The organism is Pantoea sp. X-Soil-MYKO-1785, from assembly GCF_059730675.1.
Genome location: NZ_AP036000.1, coordinates 1,558,498 through 1,575,144, shown reverse-complemented (window position 1 = coordinate 1,575,144; position 16,647 = coordinate 1,558,498). Strand labels below are relative to the sequence as shown.

Genomic DNA, 16,647 nt, shown 5'->3' with positions numbered 1-16,647 from the left:
GCTGTAACCGAATATGTCAGTCCGCATATTCGCTGTTTATTATGCAGCCAGCCGGTAAAATCTCAAGAAAAATAAGCAAAAAACTTACACAAAATTTACAATAAATAACGAAACTCGTTACTGACAGAAGTACCAGTAATTACCAGCAATAGCGGTTGATCGGCCATTACGCCGTAAAAGCATCCTCAACACTAACTCCGCTGACCAGGTACTTTTTGACATGTCCGATTCCGATAACACTCCTTGACTCCACTGCCTGTAATATCGGCTAATTCCCTGCTTTCTAACGGACCTGAAATCAGGTTCCTCCCTTCACACGCAGGCACGAAAGGCTAAAATCCACTAATCAATCGGGTTTTCTGCCACTCACGCTATAGTGGATCGGTTTCCTGCTCGTTAAACGCTTCAGAAAGTGTCAGCCCACGGCAGACGAATAAAAAAAGCCCCCTGATGTGGGGGCTTGATAGAACGCAGCCGACAGCAATCTGCATCACTGGCGTCCGGAGATCAGTGCAGTTTTAACCGCGGGCGGATCACCCGGTTGATACTGCCTACCAGCATCATCAGGCCGGTCTTGAAATAACCGTGCAGGGCAATCTGGTGCATACGATACAGCGAGATGTAAACAAAACGCGCAATGCGTCCTTCCACCATCATCGATCCGCGCATCAGGTTCCCCATCAGGCTGCCAACGGTACTGAAGCGTGACAGCGAGACCAGCGAGCCGTGATCTTTATAGACGTAGGCTTTCAGCGGCTTGCCCTGACGTTGCGCCAGAATGTTTTCCATGGCGCGTGACGCCATCTGGTGCGCAGACTGGGCTCGCGGTGGCACGAAACCGCCGCCTGGCAAGGCGCAGGAGGCGCAGTCACCAATCGCATAGATGTCATCATCCAGCGTGGTTTGCAGCGTCTCTTTGACCACCAGCTGATTGATACGGTTGGTTGCCAGCCCGCCAATCTCTTTCAGGAAGTCCGGTGCCTTGATGCCGGCGGCCCAGACCATCAGATCGGCCTCGATAAACTCACCGCTTTTGGTATTCAGGCCGTGACGTTCAGCGCTGGTGACCATGGTCTGCGTCAACACCCGCACGCCCAGCTTGGTCAGTTCCTGATGTGCGGCAGCCGAAATGCGTGGCGGCAGTGCAGGCAGAATGCGCTCACCCGCCTCGACCAGCGTGACGTTCAGCGCTTCCCGGCCCAGGCCTTTGAAGCCATAGCTGTGCAGCTGTTTTACCGCATTGTGCAGCTCCGCCGACAGCTCAACGCCGGTCGCGCCGCCGCCGACAATCGCGATGTTAACCTTCTCGACCTTGCCTTCGCTGGCCGAGAATTTCAGAAACAGGTTAAGCATCTCATTGTGGAAACGACGGGCCTGATGTGGGTTGTCGAGGAAAATACAGTGATCTTTGACGCCCGGCGTACCGAAGTCATTGGAGGTACTGCCCAGCGCCATCACCAGCTGGTCGTAGGCCACTTCACGCTGTGGCACCAGCACGTCACCGTTCGCATCCAGCACTTCTGCCAGCTGGATCACTTTGCGCGTGCGGTCAATATCAGTCAGCGATCCCAGCTGAAACTCAAACCCGTGGTTACGGGCATGTGCCAGGTAGCTTAACGCGTCAATGCCTTCATCCATTGAGCCGGTCGCCACTTCATGCAGCAGTGGTTTCCACAGGTGGCTGTGGTTACGGTCGACCAGAATGATTTCGGCTTTCTTTTTACGACCCAGCTTATGCCCCAGCTGCGTCGCCATTTCCAGGCCGCCAGCGCCCCCTCCAACGATAACAATTTTCTTAACAGATGTAGTCAACAAAGACCCCCTCAAATTGTGAACCAAAAGTTAATCAATGGTTAAAATAAACCTTAATAAACATAGGGTTGGCGAAGTTAAAATCGCAATCTGCTGGCAGAATAACATGACGGGAAGAGGAGAACATAAGAAAATTGATATACATCAAATCAGGCGAATGAAACTCAGAAAATTACCCAGTGAAAACAGGCACCTTGCGGTGCCATTTTCGATTAAGTCAATGTTTTGAAAGCTTTTATCCGCTGAAGGTGGGGGGAGATATTTTTAAATTTGTGCCCTTCTTCCTCATCCCAGATAATTTCATAATAGGGATGCAGTTGGTCGGCGATACGCTGACTGTCCAGCGCCTCATCCTGCCGGGAGAGAAAGGTCAGGCAGCGATCGCGGTTACGTTCGCGAAAATCACTGACGCACTTAGTGGCGATATCCTGGTATTCCTCCGGGCGGTCAATTTTTCCTTCCATATTTTCATACGGGTAGAGATTAGGATTAAAAATCGCCTGGCGAATACCACACAGAAACCCGATACGCTCTGACCAGTAGCCGCCCAGGCCGACGCCGCAAATCAGCGGCCGGTCGTCGTCGCACAGGCTCAGCATTTTATCGGTCTCTTTCAGCAGAAACTGCATGTCATGTTTCGGATGACGGGTGCTGTAACTGATTAACCTGACATCGGGATCGATGAACTGCAGCTGCAGCACCTTTTCGTGATTGCCCGGACTCGTGGAATCAAAACCGTGCAGATAGATGATCATGATAATCCTCAAGGTTGAGATGGCGCCGGGCAGTCACTGCTTACCGCGACGCTTTATAAGCCAGCCAGCGTTCCTGAAGCGCACTCAGTTGCTGTGCATTGCTTTTCCAGCGACTGCTTGCCTGCAGGCTGTCGCGGGTAAAAGTGCCCCGATGATACAACTGTGTCACCCGCTCTGCCCCGATCAAGGTCAGGTTATCTAACACGCTGATCGCGCCCTGACGATGATTGCAGACCAGGATCATGTCACATCCGGCGGACAACGATTGCTGCGCCCGCTCCGGATAGCTTCCCATCACCGCCGCGCCTTCCATCGACAGATCGTCGGAGAAGATCACCCCGTCAAAGCCCAGCTGCTGGCGTAACACCGTTTTAAGCCAGTAAGGCGAACCGCTGGCGGGCAGCGGGTCGATCTCGCTGTAGATCACGTGCGCCGGCATAATCGCATCCAGCACCTGCTCACTAATCAATGTGCTGAAGATCGACATGTCATGCTCACGCAGCGTCGCTTCATCACGCGGATCGCGTGGCGTCTCTTTATGCGAATCGGCGCTTACTGCACCGTGGCCGGGAAAGTGTTTACCGGTGGTTTTCATGCCGGCTTCCTGCATTCCGGCGATAAAGCGACGGGCAACCGCCAGCGCAATTGCCGGATCGGCATGAAACGCCCGATCGCCGATCGCCGCGCTGATGTGGCCAATGTCGAGTACCGGCGCGAAGCTGATGTCGATATCCATGGCGATCATCTCGGCCGCCATCTGCCACCCCGCCTGCTGTGCCAGTTCCCCGGCGCTGGTGAGATCGTGTAACGCGGCAAAAGATTGCATCGCGGGTAACTGGGTAAAGCCGTCACGGAAACGCTGTACCCGTCCGCCTTCCTGATCGACCGCCACCACCAGCCGGGTGTGCGATGCCGCGCGGATTTGCCGCACTAACTCCGCCAACTGCGCCGGATCGTGATAATTACGGGCAAACAGAATTAATCCGCCCACCAGCGGATGCTGCAAAATCTCGCGTTCTTCGCCGTCCAGCTCGTAGCCTTCGACGTCGAGCATCAATGGGCCGGGTAAATGTGATGTCATAACCTCAATCCTGTAGCGTTGCGTCACAGCGCAAAACGATTAAATCTGTTCCCAGCTCTGTCGAGCCATCTGTTGCAAAGTTTCATCGCCACTTTGCTCGGCGCGCAGTTGATACCAGCTGGCCATCAATAGCCGCAGCCACGGCTGCCAGCGTGCCACCTGCCGCTGTAGCCGGCTTAACGGTAGCCGTGCTGCCTCAGCATATGCGCTCAGCCAGTCAGCCTGATGAAGCGGATCGCCCGCGCACACCGCCGCCAGTTCCAGCGCCACATCGCCATCTGCCGCATACTCCCAGTCGATTAAACGCAGCCCCTGCTCACCGTCAATCAGGTTGCCGGCGTGAACATCCATATGCAGCGGTGCCAGCCTCAGCGGCTGGGGTTCGCCGTGGCGGGTTAATGCCTGCAGCGCTCGCAGCCAGCGGCAATGGCGCTGCTGACACTGCTGCCAGTAGTGCCACAACAGCGGTTGCAGCAACAGGCGATAACCGGTCAGCGGCTGCTGATGTAACTGCAGCAGCAGCGCGATAATTGCCGGACGCTGCAGGCTGAACGCCGCGCTATCCAGCGCCTCGCCAGCCGACCACGCCAGCAGCACGCCATGACGATCGCCCGCAATCGGTCGCACCGCCCCACCAGCCGGCTGCAGCTTGTTTAACAGACGAAACTCACGCTGCCGATCGACAAACGGAATGGCGGGCTGTGGCGCAGGCCGCGCGATGAAACTGCCGCGCGGCGTGACAATTTTCTGGCTCTGACCGGTCAGGCCGGCCAGCGGTGTGACCGACAGAGAATCGGTCTCACCCATCACCTGCTGAATAATCCGCTGGAAGGCCGGATTAATTCTGTGCAACGCCGTTGCCGGACCAGATGATCTCGCCGGTCTGAACCAGCATCAGCTGCATCTGCAGCGTTGGCGTTTTCACATCGCCCTGCGCATTGCTGTAAAGCACATACTGCGCGTTAACGTTGCGCGCCAGGCCGATCGCTTTACTGCGCGAATTAAGACTGTCATCGGGCGATAAGCCCAGCGTCTGCTTGGCCTGATTCAGTTGCCCGGTCGACACCAGCGTGAACTTACCGTTGTTGTTGAGCGCATTCTGGATCGCATCCGTGGCTTTCTCACTTTGCAGTGCGCCGTTGGTGCTGTTTTTGATGCGATCCACCAGCAGTACGCTGCCCGGTTCGGCACTGGCGGCTCGCAGCATTTGCGCCACTAACGGCTGAACGCTGGCATCCCAGTTAATGGTTTTCAGCTTCGGCGGCTGCGGGATAGGCTGCGGCTGCGGCATCGGTTCAGGTTGCGGCACCGGCTGTACCGGCGGCTCAGTCGGCTGCGTCGGTTCGACCGGCGCAGGCTGCTGCTGTTTCACCACACAACCGCTCAGAATGAGCGCCATCAGTAGCGCTCCAGTACGATTAACACTGCGTATCACGTAAACAATCCTTAAAGATAGAGATAAAGGCGAACCTTGCTGGCAGTCAGGTTACCCAGTTGCGACATCACGACAATGCTGCCCTGCGCCGGAACGCTGACGGTTTGAGCCGGCTCCTGCGGGGTGATTTCCAGCCCTTTGTCGTCGTACCAGTAGTAACGATAGTGCACAATCACCGGCGTTTCGCGCTGATTATAGAGCACGCTGGCGGCACGCATCTGGCCATCCTTCTCATCCAGCGTCGGTTCATCGGTAATAATGCCCGCCGATAAGACGGATGACTCCATCACCAGTGACTGCGAGGTATTGATCATCGGTTTATCACTGCTGCAGCCGGCCAGGCTGAGCAGGAACGGCAGGCCAATCAGCCAGGATCGCATAGCACGTTTCCGTTAGAGGTTCAGTTCGACAGCATCGGGCCAAGCGGCTCGCCGCCCAGCAGATGCATATGGATGTGGTAAACCTCCTGACCGCCGTGTTTGTTGCAGTTGACAATCAAACGGTAGCCATCCTGATCGATGCCTTCCTGACGGGCAATTTTGGCGGCGATGGTGAACATGCGGCCCAGCGCATGTTCATGTGCAGCCTCCACCTCATTGACCGTCGGGATCAGCACATTCGGTACGATCAAAATGTGGGTCGGCGCTTTCGGCGAGATATCGCGAAAGGCGGTGACCAGTTCATCCTGATAAACCACATCAGCGGGGATTTCGCGACGGATAATTTTACTAAAAATGGTTTCTTCAGCCATGGTGCAATTCCTTTAGCCAGGGTCGTAATCAATCAGTATGCGGGAGAAATTTGTTTTCTTTCAACCTCAGGTCCACTTTTCTTGCATTGTTGGTCTCTCTTTACAGCCACCGCTGCTGCCTGCGCTTCCGCTCACCTTTACAGGTCGATATTGATGCGCGCCACCGCACAAAAATGAAACGCCGTTTTATAAATTAGATTTTAGCCGCCCTTTTCTTTGTATCATTGCCACATCATCCCGGACCCTTGCCAGATTACGAAGGTTAACCCGCCGTCGCAGTTCTACTTTGCTATTCAGTCCGGCTGAGATGCCCGGCGTCGTCATGAGGGATTTACCGACATTCACCATCAAGGAGCACGCACCATGCGCTCACGTAAGATTGGTCTGGGTCATTATCTGGCCTACGGTTCCGGAGATTTTCTTGGAGCAGGCACCACGGCGCTGACTGCCGCCTGGTTGCTCTATTTCTATACCACTTTTTGTGGGTTGACCCCGATTGAGGCGACCCTGATTTTTGCCGCCGCCCGGGTACTGGATGCGGTTGTCAGCCCGCTGATGGGCTTCCTGACCGATAACTTTGGTTCAACCTGGCTGGGCAAACGCTTTGGCCGTCGCCGCTTTTTTATCCTGCTCGGCATACCCTGTGTTTTCAGTTACAGCCTGATGTGGATCAGCGATATGAGTTTCTGGTGGTATCTCTGCACCTATCTGCTGTTCGATATCATCTACACCATGATTCTGGTGCCCTATGAAACGCTGGTACCTGAGATGACCGACGACTTCCGGCAGAAAACCCGCTTCTCTGGCGCACGCATCGGCCTGGCTCAGCTTTCGGCCATCCTGGCGGCTTTTTTACCCGGCATCCTGCTCGGCGCGCTTGGCAAAGACAACCCACACTCCTTCTTCTATGCCAGCCTGGTGTTCTCGATCATCTGCGCTCTGGTGCTGACGCTGGTGTGGTTCTTTACCTGGGAACGTCATCCGGATGATTTCTCCGCCGAGTCACGCCGGGCAGAACAGGAAAAGCAGCAGCTGACGCTGCTGCAAAATCTCAAACGGCTCTATGTTGAGCTCTCCTCGACCTTACGCGTGCGGATCTTCCGCCAGCATCTTGGCATGTATCTCGGCGGCTATATCGCTCAGGACGTGTTTAACGCGGTCTTCACCTGGTACGTGGTGTTTGTCCTGATGCAGAGCGCCCAGATTGCCTCAAACCTGATGGGCACCATGGCGGTTCTACAGTTTATCGCGGTGATGGGGATGATTCCGCTGTGTATCCGCATGGGACCGGCTCCCGCCTATCGCCTGGTGGCGGTGCTGTTCGGGCTGGCGGCGCTCTCCTATGCCGGGCTGTGGTATGCCGGGATGAACGATAACCTCGCACTGCTGTTACTGATCTCAGCGGTGGCGGGTCTGGGCCGTGGCGGCATCAACTACGTCCCGTGGAACACCTACACCTATATCGCCGATGTCGATGAAGTGATCACCGGTCAGCGTCGCGAAGGTATTTTTGCCGGCATCATGACCCTGACCCGCAAAGCCTCGCAGGCCGGTGCGGTGATGCTGGTAGGTATTGTGCTGCAGCTCTCTGGTTTCGTCTCGGGTCAGGCGACCCAGGTACCGGGCGTCAGCCACACCATTCTGGCGATTTTGAGCCTCGGCACCGTGGCGGTTCTCACCTGCGGTTTCCTGGTTTCACTGCGCTTCAAGCTGAATCTGCAGACGCATACCGTGCTGCGTGAAGAGACCCTGAAGATGCGCGAAGCGGGACGCATTGTGCCGGAAAAAATCACGCCTGAAGCGCGACAGATCGTCGAAACGCTGGCCGGCATGCCCTATGAAAACCTGTGGGGCAACAATAACATTGGCTTCCTCAATCGGATGAAGCCCGCTGCGCCGCCGTTACCCACGCATCGCCCTTTACTCTCATCTATCAACCCGACCTTAAAATGACAGGAATAAACCATGACTGTATTTCCCGTTAAACACAGCGCGCTATTGTGCCAACCTGAACATCTGCTGCCACGCAGCGAACTGGTCCAGCTGATCCACAAGCTGACACAAAATCTGGTCAACATCACCGACGAAACCGGCGAATTTTTGCTGCGGCTGGACGATGGCCGGGTGATCGATACTAAAGGCTGGGCGGGTTGGGAATGGACACACGGCATCGGCCTGTATGGCATGCTGCACTACTATCAGCAGACCGGTGATCGGCAGACGCTGGCGATCATTGATGACTGGTTCGCCCAGCGTCTGGCGGAGGGAACGCCCACCAAAAACGTGAATACCGTTTGCCCTTTTCTGACGCTGGCTTACCGCTATGAGGAGACCGGCAATGCCGCATGGCTGCCGGTGCTGGAGCGCTGGGCAGAATGGGTGATGTATGAAATGCCGCGCACGGAACAGGGCGGGCTGCAACACATTGTCTATAACAATGAAAACAGCCAGCAGCTTTGGGATGACACCCTGATGATGAGCGTGATGGCGCTGGCGAAAATTGGCCAGTTACTGAAGCGTGACGAGTGGGTGGAGGAAGCGAGCTACCAGTTCCTGCTGCATACCCAGTACCTGATGGATCGCGAAACCGGCCTGTGGTTCCACGGCTGGAACTTTGACGGTCGGCATAATTTCGCCAATGCCCGCTGGGCGCGCGGCAACAGCTGGCTGACCATCGTTATTCCTGATTTTCTGGAGATGATGAACTGGCCCGAGCATCATGCTACCCGCCGCTTCCTGCAGCAGGTGCTGGCGACGCAGGTGAAGGCGTTGCAGGCGTGCCAGCACAGCAGCGGACTGTGGCATACCCTGCTCGACGATCCGCAGAGCTATCCGGAAGCTTCGGCCACTGCGGGATTCGCCTATGGCATTCTTAAAGCGGTGCGCAAACGCTATCTGCCAGCAGAATACCGTGAGATGGCGGAAAAGGCGCTGCGCGGCGTGATTGCTAACATTGATGCCGACGGTGAGCTGAAGCAGGTGTCGTTTGGCACGGCGATGGGCAGCGATCTGGACTATTACCGCACCATTCCACTGACCTCAATGCCGTACGGCCAGGCGATGGCGCTGCTCTGCCTGACTGAATATCTGCGCGTCTATCTGTAAATCGCGCGCATAAAAAAAGCCCCGCTCGGCGGGGCTTTTTATCATTCCGCTGGCATTACATGCTGCGGATATAATCATCCATATCGGTTTTTAGGTTATCGGATTTGGTACCGAAAATCGCCTGAACACCTGAACCTGCCACTACCACGCCACGTGCGCCGAGGTTTTTCAGTTCAGTCTGATCCACCTTCGCGACGTCAGCCACGCTGACACGTAAACGGGTGATACAGGCATCAAGGTTGGTGATGTTCTCTTTACCACCAAACGCCGCCACCAGTTTGCCCGCCATTTCAGTGCCGGTTGCAGTGGACTGCTCGCTGCTGGTCTCTTCACGGCCTGGGGTTTTCAGGTCCAGTTTAGCGATCAGCACACGGAAGATGGTGTAGTAAACCAGACCGTAGATGATACCGACAATCGGGAACAGCCAGATTTTACTGCTGTTACCGCTCAGCACGATAAAGTCGATCAGACCGTGCGAGAAGCTGGTACCGTCACGCATTCCGAGCAGAATACAGATTGGGAAAGCCAGACCGGCCAGCAGCGCATGGATTACGTACAGGATCGGCGCAACGAACATGAATGAGAATTCAATCGGTTCGGTGATACCGGTCAGGAATGCAGTCAGCGCAGCGGAGATCATGATGCCGCCCACTTTGGCACGGTTTTCCGGCTTAGCCGAATGCCAGATAGCAATCGCGGCGGCTGGCAGACCATACATTTTGAACAGGAAGCCACCGGAAAGTTTGCCCGCGGTCGGGTCGCCCGCCATATAGCGCGGGATATCACCGTGGAACACCTGACCTGCCGCATTGGTATATTCACCGATCTGCATCTGGAAAGGAACGTTCCAGATGTGATGCAGACCAAATGGCACTAACGCGCGTTCAATTACGCCATAAATACCAAAGGCGACAACCGGGTTCTGATAGGCGGCCCACTGGGAGAACTCCTGAATCGCGGAACCTATCGGCGGCCAGATAAAGGAGAGCAGTACGCCGAGAATGATGGCTGCCAGACCGGAGATAATCGGTACGAAACGCTTACCGGCAAAGAAGCCGAGATATTCCGGCAGCTTGATGCGGTAAAAGCGATTGAACATATACGCGGCAATCGAGCCGGCGATAATACCGCCCAGTACCCCGGTATCCGCCAGGTGTTTCGCCTCAATTTCTGCCGCTGGCAGATGCAGCACCAGTGGAGCCACCACCGCCATGGTTTTCACCATGATGCCGTAAGCGACCACCGCGGCCAGTGCGGATACACCGTCGTTATTGGTAAAGCCCAGCGCCACACCGATGGCAAAAATCAGCGGCATATTGGCGAACACCGATCCGCCCGCTTCTGCCATCACATGCGAAACCACTGCAGGCAACCAGCTGAAATTGGCCGAACCGACACCTAACAAAATCCCGGCAATCGGCAGAACCGATACCGGTAGCATGAGCGATTTACCGACCTTCTGCAGGTTGGCAAAAGCATTTTTGAACATAGCGTGAAGCTCCTGAGTATGAGTGCATTTTTTCGCGCATTGCGCGTGGTAAAGAGGGAGGATTCTTTACCGGGTTGGCGGTGACCGCCTTTTGATTTATTACGAAGGGTAAAATAAATCGTTATTTGTTACTTTGACGGTTATCACGTTTCGACAATCGCAAGCGTGCACTTTACGAAATTTCTTACTGACCCGCACGAATAATCAGCAATAAAAAGCTGGCCTTGCTGGAAAAACAAGGCCATATGCGCAGATTACAGATTAATTACAGAGTATGAAATAAACGGCCGACTCAGGCACCCAGCCGGCTCATCGGGATGTGGAATAGCTCAGCGAAATTGCGGGTGGTGGTGGCGGCCAGCGTCTCAATATCTACCCCTTTCAGCACCGCCAGATAATCGGCGACATCGCGGGTATAAGCGGGCTGGTTCTCTTTACCGCGATAAGGAACCGGCGCCAGATAAGGAGAATCGGTTTCAACCAGCATGCGATCCAGCGGAACGTAACGCGCCGCTTCCCGCAGCTGCTCCGCATTACGGAAGGTAACGATACCGGAGAACGAAATATAGAATCCCATATCCAGCAGCTTCGCCGCGGTCGGCTGATCCTCGGTAAAGCAGTGCAGCACCCCGCCGCAGCGCTCAACCTGTTCCTCACGTAAAATCGCCAGCGTGTCGTCTCGCGCATCACGGGTGTGCACAATAATCGGTTTGTTCAGGGCGATGCCGGTACGGATGTGTTCACGGAAGGAGGCCTGCTGCTGTGTTTTGGTCTCCTGCTGATAGTAATAATCCAGCCCGGTTTCCCCCAGCGCCACTACCTGCGGATCGGCAGCCAGACGGCGAAACTCCTCAACGTCATACGCTTCCTCCTGATTCAGCGGGTGAACGCCGCAGGAGAGTGCGATTTCAGGCCGATCGCCGACCAGCGCTTTCAGGGTATGAAAACCGGGCAGCGTGGTGGCGATGGCCAGCATAAATTTCACGTCACGCGCGGCCGCTTTGGCGATCACATCATCCAGATCGCGATGGTTTTTTTCATAGTCCAGGCCATCAAGGTGGCAATGGGAATCAACAATAAACATAGTTACTCTCAGAAGGTTTAGCCGATCAGCGCTGGCTTCATATTATCAGCCCAGCTCAGCAGCCGATCGGTCAGCAATAGTTCGCGGTTAACCGCCGCGACGTGCAGCAACTGCTCGCGACAGCGCATCCACTCTTGCGCACTGCTGTTGAGCGCAGTCGGGGTAAAGTGTCCGGCCAGCAGCGTCACCACGTCCTGACGATCGACGTTACTCAGCCACTGGCCTGCATTCTGCTGCCATTTCATCGCATCCAGCAGCAGCGAGAGCAGCCAGCCAATGCGCACCGCCGCGTCGTCGGCGTTGAGCACCGGCAGCAGTTGCAGAATGTCCTGCTGCAGTGCTGCAGGCAGCGCATCGCACAGTTTCTGTCGCGCCTGCCACGGGCCGGCCGCCAGCAGCTTCAGCGCCGCTTCCGGCGCGCCGGCGCTGAGTCGCAACGCGGCGACCAGCATCACTTCATCCTGCGTCGTCTGCTTCTTTAGCCAGTTCAGGCTGAGTCCTTCGTCCGGCGGCGAAAGATGCAGCGTCATGCATCGGCTGCGCAAGGTCGCCAGCAGGCGCGACGGGTCACGACTGCTGAGGAAAAACCAGCTATTGGCTGGCGGCTCTTCCAGCGTTTTCAGCAGGGCATTGGCCGCAGCCTCAGAGAGCTGAGCCGCATCAGGCAGCCAGACGATTTTGGCGCCGCCCTGCTGACCGAAATGATACATTTTCTCAGTCACCTGACGAACCGCGTCAATACCGAGGGTGTTTTTACCTTTCTCCGCTTCCAGCCGGTACCAGTCCGGATGTGTATTGGCCTGCATCAGCTGGCAGCCGTGGCATTCACCGCAGCTTTTCAGGCCGTCGGGCTGCTGGCACATCAGCCAGCGGCTGATGCCCCACACCAGTGCATCATCGCCCATCCCGGCCATCGCCTGAATCAGCAGCGCGTGATGACTCCGGCCCTGCTGATGCTGGGTGATCAGCTGGCGATAGGGCTGATTGAGCCACGGAAACCAGTTCATCACGCCTGCTCCGCCAGCCAGCCCTTAAGAGTGGACTGAAGTGACGCTGTCACTTGTTGCAGCGACTGGCTGGCGTCGATGGTCAGAATTGTCGCATCGTCCGCTGCCAAAGCCAGATAACGGTCGCGGGTGCGCTCAAAAAAGCGCAGCGATTCCTGCTCAATGCGATCCAGCGCGCCACGGGCACGGGCACGTTGCAGACCAATTTCCGGCGTTACGTCGAGATAGAGCGTCAGGTCGGGGCGAAAATCGCCCAGCACCGCATCGCGCAGGGTACGCATCAGTTCACTGTCGAGTCCGCGCCCGCCGCCCTGATAAGCCTGTGAAGAGAGATCGTGTCGATCGCCAATCACCCAGGCCCCGCGAGCCAGCGCCGGTTTGATCACCGTTTCGACCAGCTGCACCCGCGCCGCATAGAGCATCAGCAGTTCCGCTTTATCGGTCACCTGCTCACCCTCAATGCCCTGCTTGACCAGCACCCGCAGCTGCTCCGCCAGCGGCGTTCCGCCAGGTTCGCGGGTGAAGACAATATCTTCAATCCCGCGTTCGCGCAGCGTGGCGACAATCGCATCGCGCGCCGTGGTTTTACCGGCGCCTTCCAGGCCCTCAATGACGATAAACTTACTGTTCATTTTTTTCCTTCAGCGTTTGCCGGTAAAGCTGCACCGCCCGGTTATGGCTGGCAAGATTGGTGGTAAAGGTGTGTCCGCCCTTACCATCCGCAACAAAATAGAGGTAGTTGCTCTTTTCCGGATGGGCCGCTGCCTGCAGCGACGCTTTGCCCGGCATGGCAATCGGTCCGGGCGGCAGACCATTAATGATATAGGTATTGTAATCGGTTGCCGTCTCCAGGTCTTTACGTGTCAGGGTACCGTTATAGGCCGGGCCCATACCGTAGATCACCGTGGGATCGGTTTGCAGTCGCATGCCGGTTCGCAATCGATTAATAAACACCGAGGCGACACGGGCGCGCTCATCACTGACGGCGGTCTCTTTTTCAATGATCGAGGCCATGGTCACCAGATCCTGCGGCGTTTTGTACGGCAGATTATCCGCCCTTTCCTGCCAGACCTGATCGATGGTTTTCTTCATCCGTTCATGGGCGCGCTGCAGGATCGCCAGATCGCTGGTATTAGCGGTATAGAGATAGGTATCCGGGAAGAAGTTACCTTCCAGCTGCTGCGGATCAAGCTTCAGCTCGCTGGCCAGCGTCGCAAACTGGTCATCTTTCAGCGTATGCCGGATATAGGGCGCTTTACGCAGCTCGTTCAGCCACTCGGTCAGGCGCTGACCTTCGACCAGGCGCAGCGGAAACTGTGCCTCTTTGCCACTGGCCAGCAGCTGCAGCAGCGAACGCACCGTCATGGTCGGCTCGAGACGGTAGGTTCCGGCTTTGAAGGTCGCCAGTTCGGGTTCGACCTTCAGTAACGCGCCAAACCAGATGCTGTGCGGAATGATATTCTGGCTTTCTAACTGCGCTTCAAGCGCCACCCGGCCGGTACCGGCCGGCAACGTGTAGATCGTTTCCTGGTGCAGGGTTAACGGGGCGGACGCGAACTGTTTTATCTGCCAGTAACTGAAGGCAGCCGCGACACCCACTATCGCCACAATGCTGGCGAGAATTTTTTTACTTCGGCTCATGATGCATCCATTATCTTTTTACAGCTTGCGTGCAACTGATTAAACAGCGTGCGTTGCGTAAAGTTCACCGCCCCCAGCTGTCGTACCGGTAAAACCGGCATCAGGGCGTTACATAGTACGATTTCATCGGCAGCCAGCAACGCGTCTGGTTCACACTGGACAACCTGGCAAGCCTGCCCTGCGGCGGCGAGCTGCGCCATCAGACTGCGCCGCATAATGCCATCGACGCCCGCCCAGCGCAGGTCAGGGGTAAAAATCTCCCGGCCCTGGCGCCAGAATAAATTGGCCGCACAGCATTCCACCACCCAACCTTCAGTGTCAAGCACCAGCGCTTCGTCAGCGTCTGTCTGGTCAAGATGAGCCCGAATCATCACCTGTTCCAGCCGGTTGAGATGCTTCAGGCCGGCAAACTGCGGATTGCGCGCCAGCCGAATCGGGCTGACAGCCAGCGACGCGCCGCGCTGCTGTAAGGCAGCATAGTGTGGCGGCCACGCAGCCAGCGAGACGATACGCGTCGGCTCACCAACGCCTTTCCGGCTGTAACCGCGTCCGCCGCTGCCAGCGCTGAGTATCACTTTCAGCACCGCCTGTGTCTGATCACGGGCTGCCTGACGCATCTCTTTTTCCAGCTGCAGCCAGTCGATACCGTTGATTAACAGCCGTTCACAGCTTTCTCTGAGACGCTGCATGTGGCGTTCCAGTAACAGGATCCTGCCCTGCTGCACCGCCGCGGTGGTAAAGCAGCCATCGCCGAACTGCAGTCCGCGATCGCTGGCCGCCAGAGTTGATTGTTCGATGCCGTTAATCCACATAGTTCTCTCCGGTTGGGCAGCGATCGGCGCGCCGATGCTGACTCTGTTGAATAATCAGGATAAAAAAAGGCCCGCATCGCGGGCCTTTTTAGCAATCAACAATGATTACACTTTACGGAAAATCAATGAGCCGTTGGTGCCACCGAAGCCGAAGGAGTTACACAAGGTATACTCCAGTCCGGAAACCTGACGCGCGGTATGCGGCACGAAATCGAGATCGCAGCCTTCATCCGGGTTGTCGAGGTTAATGGTCGGCGGTACCGCCTGGTCACGCAGGGCCAGAATCGAGTAGATCGATTCAACGGCACCCGCAGCACCCAGCAAATGCCCGGTCATCGATTTGGTTGAGCTCACCATTACCGTACTGGCTGCTGCCCCAAATACCGATTTCACTGCACGCGTTTCCGCTTTGTCACCGGCTGGCGTCGAAGTGCCGTGCGCGTTGACATAGCCGATCTGCTCTGGCGTAAGCTGAGCATCGCGCAGCGCATTGATCATCGCGGCTGCTGCACCCGAGCCATCTTCCGGCGGAGAAGTCATGTGGTAAGCATCGCTGCTCATACCAAAGCCGACGATTTCCGCATAGATTTTCGCGCCGCGCTGCTTAGCATGTTCGTACTCTTCGAGTACCACGATACCGGCACCGTCACCCAGCACAAAACCGTCACGATCTTTATCCCATGGACGGCTTGCTGCCTGTGGGTCGTCGTTACGGGTGGAGAGCGCACGTGCGGCACCAAATCCGCCAACGCCTAATGGCGTACTGGCTTTTTCAGCGCCACCTGCCAGCATCACGTCAGCATCGTTATAGGCGATGATACGTGCGGCGTGGCCGATATTATGCACGCCAGAGGTACAGGCAGTCGCAATAGAGATGCTCGGACCTTTCAGGCCGTACATGATAGTGAGATGACCCGCTACCATGTTCACGATAGTCGACGGCACAAAGAACGGGCTGATTTTACGCGGGCCACCGTTGACCAGTGAAGTATGATTGTCTTCAATCAGACCTAAACCACCGATGCCGGAGCCAATCGCTGCGCCCATACGACCTGCATTCTCTTCGGTCACAACCAGACCGCTATCCTGCATAGCCTGCATGCCGGCAACAATGCCGTATTGGATGAAGTCATCCATCTTGCGCTGATCTTTGCGCGAGATGTAGTCATCACAATTAAAACCTCTTACCAGACCTGCAAAACGGGTTGCATAGGCACTGGTATCAAAATGGTCGATCAGGTTAATGCCGCTCTGACCGGCAAGGAGAGCACTCCAGGTAGACTCTACGGTATTGCCGACAGGAGACAACATGCCAAGACCGGTCACAACTACACGACGCTTAGACACGTTCGTCCTCCAGGGAGGGGAAATAGGGAACTATGTGGGACAAACATAAAAATCAGGCGGTCGAGCGACCGCCTGAAGATATTCATTAGCCTTTGTGGCTATTGATGTAGTCGATCGCTGCCTGAACGGTAGTGATTTTCTCAGCTTCTTCGTCTGGAATTTCAGTATCAAACTCTTCTTCCAGAGCCATTACCAGCTCAACGGTATCAAGAGAATCGGCACCCAGGTCTTCTACGAAAGATGCAGAGTTGGTCACTTCTTCCTCTTTCACACCCAGCTGCTCACTGATGATTTTCTTAACGCGTTGTTCGATATCGCTCATACTATT

17 protein-coding genes are annotated in these 16,647 nt (G+C 56.0%); 2 read left to right on the top strand and 15 right to left on the bottom strand.

Annotation, left to right across the window (positions count from 1 at the left end; all coding sequences use genetic code 11):
* Window positions 1-507: 507 nt before the first annotated feature.
* The 7 genes from AC6I8D_RS07355 to hinT all read right to left on the bottom strand — a co-directional run bounded on the left by AC6I8D_RS07355 (window position 508) and on the right by hinT (window position 5,834).
* Window positions 508-1,812, bottom strand: coding sequence for an NAD(P)/FAD-dependent oxidoreductase (locus AC6I8D_RS07355; protein ID WP_497819863.1), 1,305 nt, complete (start codon window positions 1,810-1,812; stop codon window positions 508-510).
* A 212-nt stretch (window positions 1,813-2,024) separates the two neighbouring features.
* Entirely contained in the window at window positions 2,025-2,567 is a 543-nt protein-coding gene (gene ycfP / locus AC6I8D_RS07350; RefSeq protein WP_497819862.1) for an alpha/beta hydrolase YcfP, read from the bottom strand.
* Window positions 2,568-2,607: 40 nt separating this feature from the next.
* Complete coding sequence (gene nagZ / locus AC6I8D_RS07345) at window positions 2,608-3,648, bottom strand: beta-N-acetylhexosaminidase (protein ID WP_031377256.1); 1,041 nt, start codon at window positions 3,646-3,648, stop codon at window positions 2,608-2,610.
* Window positions 3,649-3,687: 39 nt separating this feature from the next.
* A complete protein-coding gene (thiK, locus tag AC6I8D_RS07340; protein WP_497820659.1) occupies window positions 3,688-4,470 on the bottom strand; it encodes a thiamine kinase in 783 nt (260 codons plus the stop codon).
* A 16-nt stretch (window positions 4,471-4,486) separates the two neighbouring features.
* A complete protein-coding gene (gene lpoB, locus AC6I8D_RS07335) occupies window positions 4,487-5,083 on the bottom strand; it encodes a penicillin-binding protein activator LpoB (RefSeq protein WP_312756602.1) in 597 nt (198 codons plus the stop codon).
* A gap of 11 nt (window positions 5,084-5,094) precedes the next feature.
* Window positions 5,095-5,463: a YcfL family putative periplasmic lipoprotein gene (locus AC6I8D_RS07330; protein WP_312052537.1), complete on the bottom strand. Its 369-nt coding sequence runs from the start codon at window positions 5,461-5,463 to the stop codon at window positions 5,095-5,097.
* Between the two features lie 20 nt (window positions 5,464-5,483).
* Window positions 5,484-5,834 (bottom strand): purine nucleoside phosphoramidase, encoded by a 351-nt coding sequence (gene hinT, locus AC6I8D_RS07325; protein WP_031377253.1) that lies wholly within the window; start codon window positions 5,832-5,834, stop codon window positions 5,484-5,486.
* Window positions 5,835-6,197: 363 nt separating this feature from the next.
* On the opposite strand from hinT, the gene AC6I8D_RS07320 reads away from it, so the two are divergent.
* Together AC6I8D_RS07320 and bglB are read left to right on the top strand one after the other, a co-directional pair.
* Window positions 6,198-7,787, top strand: coding sequence for an MFS transporter (locus tag AC6I8D_RS07320; RefSeq protein ID WP_031377252.1), 1,590 nt, complete (start codon window positions 6,198-6,200; stop codon window positions 7,785-7,787).
* Between the two features lie 12 nt (window positions 7,788-7,799).
* Window positions 7,800-8,939 (top strand): beta-galactosidase BglB, encoded by a 1,140-nt coding sequence (gene bglB, locus AC6I8D_RS07315; protein ID WP_497819861.1) that lies wholly within the window; start codon window positions 7,800-7,802, stop codon window positions 8,937-8,939.
* 55 nt (window positions 8,940-8,994) lie between these two features.
* Here bglB and ptsG read toward each other — a convergent pair whose 3' ends face one another.
* The 8 genes from ptsG to acpP all read right to left on the bottom strand — a co-directional run bounded on the left by ptsG (window position 8,995) and on the right by acpP (window position 16,641).
* Window positions 8,995-10,428, bottom strand: coding sequence for a PTS glucose transporter subunit IIBC (ptsG, locus tag AC6I8D_RS07310; RefSeq protein ID WP_312052541.1), 1,434 nt, complete (start codon window positions 10,426-10,428; stop codon window positions 8,995-8,997).
* 292 nt (window positions 10,429-10,720) lie between these two features.
* Complete coding sequence (locus AC6I8D_RS07305; protein WP_497819860.1) at window positions 10,721-11,512, bottom strand: metal-dependent hydrolase; 792 nt, start codon at window positions 11,510-11,512, stop codon at window positions 10,721-10,723.
* A gap of 17 nt (window positions 11,513-11,529) precedes the next feature.
* Window positions 11,530-12,519 (bottom strand): DNA polymerase III subunit delta', encoded by a 990-nt coding sequence (gene holB, locus AC6I8D_RS07300; protein WP_312052987.1) that lies wholly within the window; start codon window positions 12,517-12,519, stop codon window positions 11,530-11,532.
* Window positions 12,519-13,151, bottom strand: a complete 633-nt coding sequence (tmk, locus tag AC6I8D_RS07295) for a dTMP kinase (RefSeq protein WP_497819859.1) — start codon at window positions 13,149-13,151, stop codon at window positions 12,519-12,521. Before tmk ends, holB begins: the two co-directional genes overlap by 1 nt.
* Window positions 13,141-14,160, bottom strand: coding sequence for an endolytic transglycosylase MltG (gene mltG / locus AC6I8D_RS07290; protein WP_312052547.1), 1,020 nt, complete (start codon window positions 14,158-14,160; stop codon window positions 13,141-13,143). The genes tmk and mltG overlap by 11 nt, the downstream gene beginning before the upstream one ends.
* On the bottom strand, window positions 14,157-14,972 hold the full coding sequence (gene pabC, locus AC6I8D_RS07285; RefSeq protein WP_312756594.1) for an aminodeoxychorismate lyase: 816 nt from the start codon (window positions 14,970-14,972) through the stop codon (window positions 14,157-14,159). Before pabC ends, mltG begins: the two co-directional genes overlap by 4 nt.
* A gap of 105 nt (window positions 14,973-15,077) precedes the next feature.
* Window positions 15,078-16,319 (bottom strand): beta-ketoacyl-ACP synthase II, encoded by a 1,242-nt coding sequence (gene fabF, locus AC6I8D_RS07280; RefSeq protein ID WP_312756592.1) that lies wholly within the window; start codon window positions 16,317-16,319, stop codon window positions 15,078-15,080.
* Between the two features lie 85 nt (window positions 16,320-16,404).
* The gene (gene acpP / locus AC6I8D_RS07275; RefSeq protein ID WP_003849865.1) at window positions 16,405-16,641 is read right to left on the bottom strand and encodes an acyl carrier protein; all 237 of its coding nucleotides are present in this window, start codon (window positions 16,639-16,641) and stop codon (window positions 16,405-16,407) included.
* Window positions 16,642-16,647: the final 6 nt, after the last annotated feature.

Bases quoted from the DNA above. Each gene is read 5' to 3' on its own strand.
- AC6I8D_RS07320 (WP_031377252.1), top strand. From the start codon at position 6,198: ATGCGCTCACGTAAGATTGGTCTGGGTCATTATCTGGCCTACGGTTCC.
- hinT (WP_031377253.1), bottom strand. From the start codon at position 5,834: ATGGCTGAAGAAACCATTTTTAGTAAAATTATCCGTCGCGAAATCCCC.
- AC6I8D_RS07305 (WP_497819860.1), bottom strand. From the start codon at position 11,512: ATGTTTATTGTTGATTCCCATTGCCACCTTGATGGCCTGGACTATGAA.
- AC6I8D_RS07330 (WP_312052537.1), bottom strand. From the start codon at position 5,463: ATGCGATCCTGGCTGATTGGCCTGCCGTTCCTGCTCAGCCTGGCCGGC.
- bglB (WP_497819861.1), top strand. From the start codon at position 7,800: ATGACTGTATTTCCCGTTAAACACAGCGCGCTATTGTGCCAACCTGAA.
- pabC (WP_312756594.1), bottom strand. From the start codon at position 14,972: ATGTGGATTAACGGCATCGAACAATCAACTCTGGCGGCCAGCGATCGC.
- ycfP (WP_497819862.1), bottom strand. From the start codon at position 2,567: ATGATCATCTATCTGCACGGTTTTGATTCCACGAGTCCGGGCAATCAC.
- acpP (WP_003849865.1), bottom strand. From the start codon at position 16,641: ATGAGCGATATCGAACAACGCGTTAAGAAAATCATCAGTGAGCAGCTG.
- tmk (WP_497819859.1), bottom strand. From the start codon at position 13,151: ATGAACAGTAAGTTTATCGTCATTGAGGGCCTGGAAGGCGCCGGTAAA.
- mltG (WP_312052547.1), bottom strand. From the start codon at position 14,160: ATGAGCCGAAGTAAAAAAATTCTCGCCAGCATTGTGGCGATAGTGGGT.
- nagZ (WP_031377256.1), bottom strand. From the start codon at position 3,648: ATGACATCACATTTACCCGGCCCATTGATGCTCGACGTCGAAGGCTAC.
- holB (WP_312052987.1), bottom strand. From the start codon at position 12,519: ATGAACTGGTTTCCGTGGCTCAATCAGCCCTATCGCCAGCTGATCACC.
- ptsG (WP_312052541.1), bottom strand. From the start codon at position 10,428: ATGTTCAAAAATGCTTTTGCCAACCTGCAGAAGGTCGGTAAATCGCTC.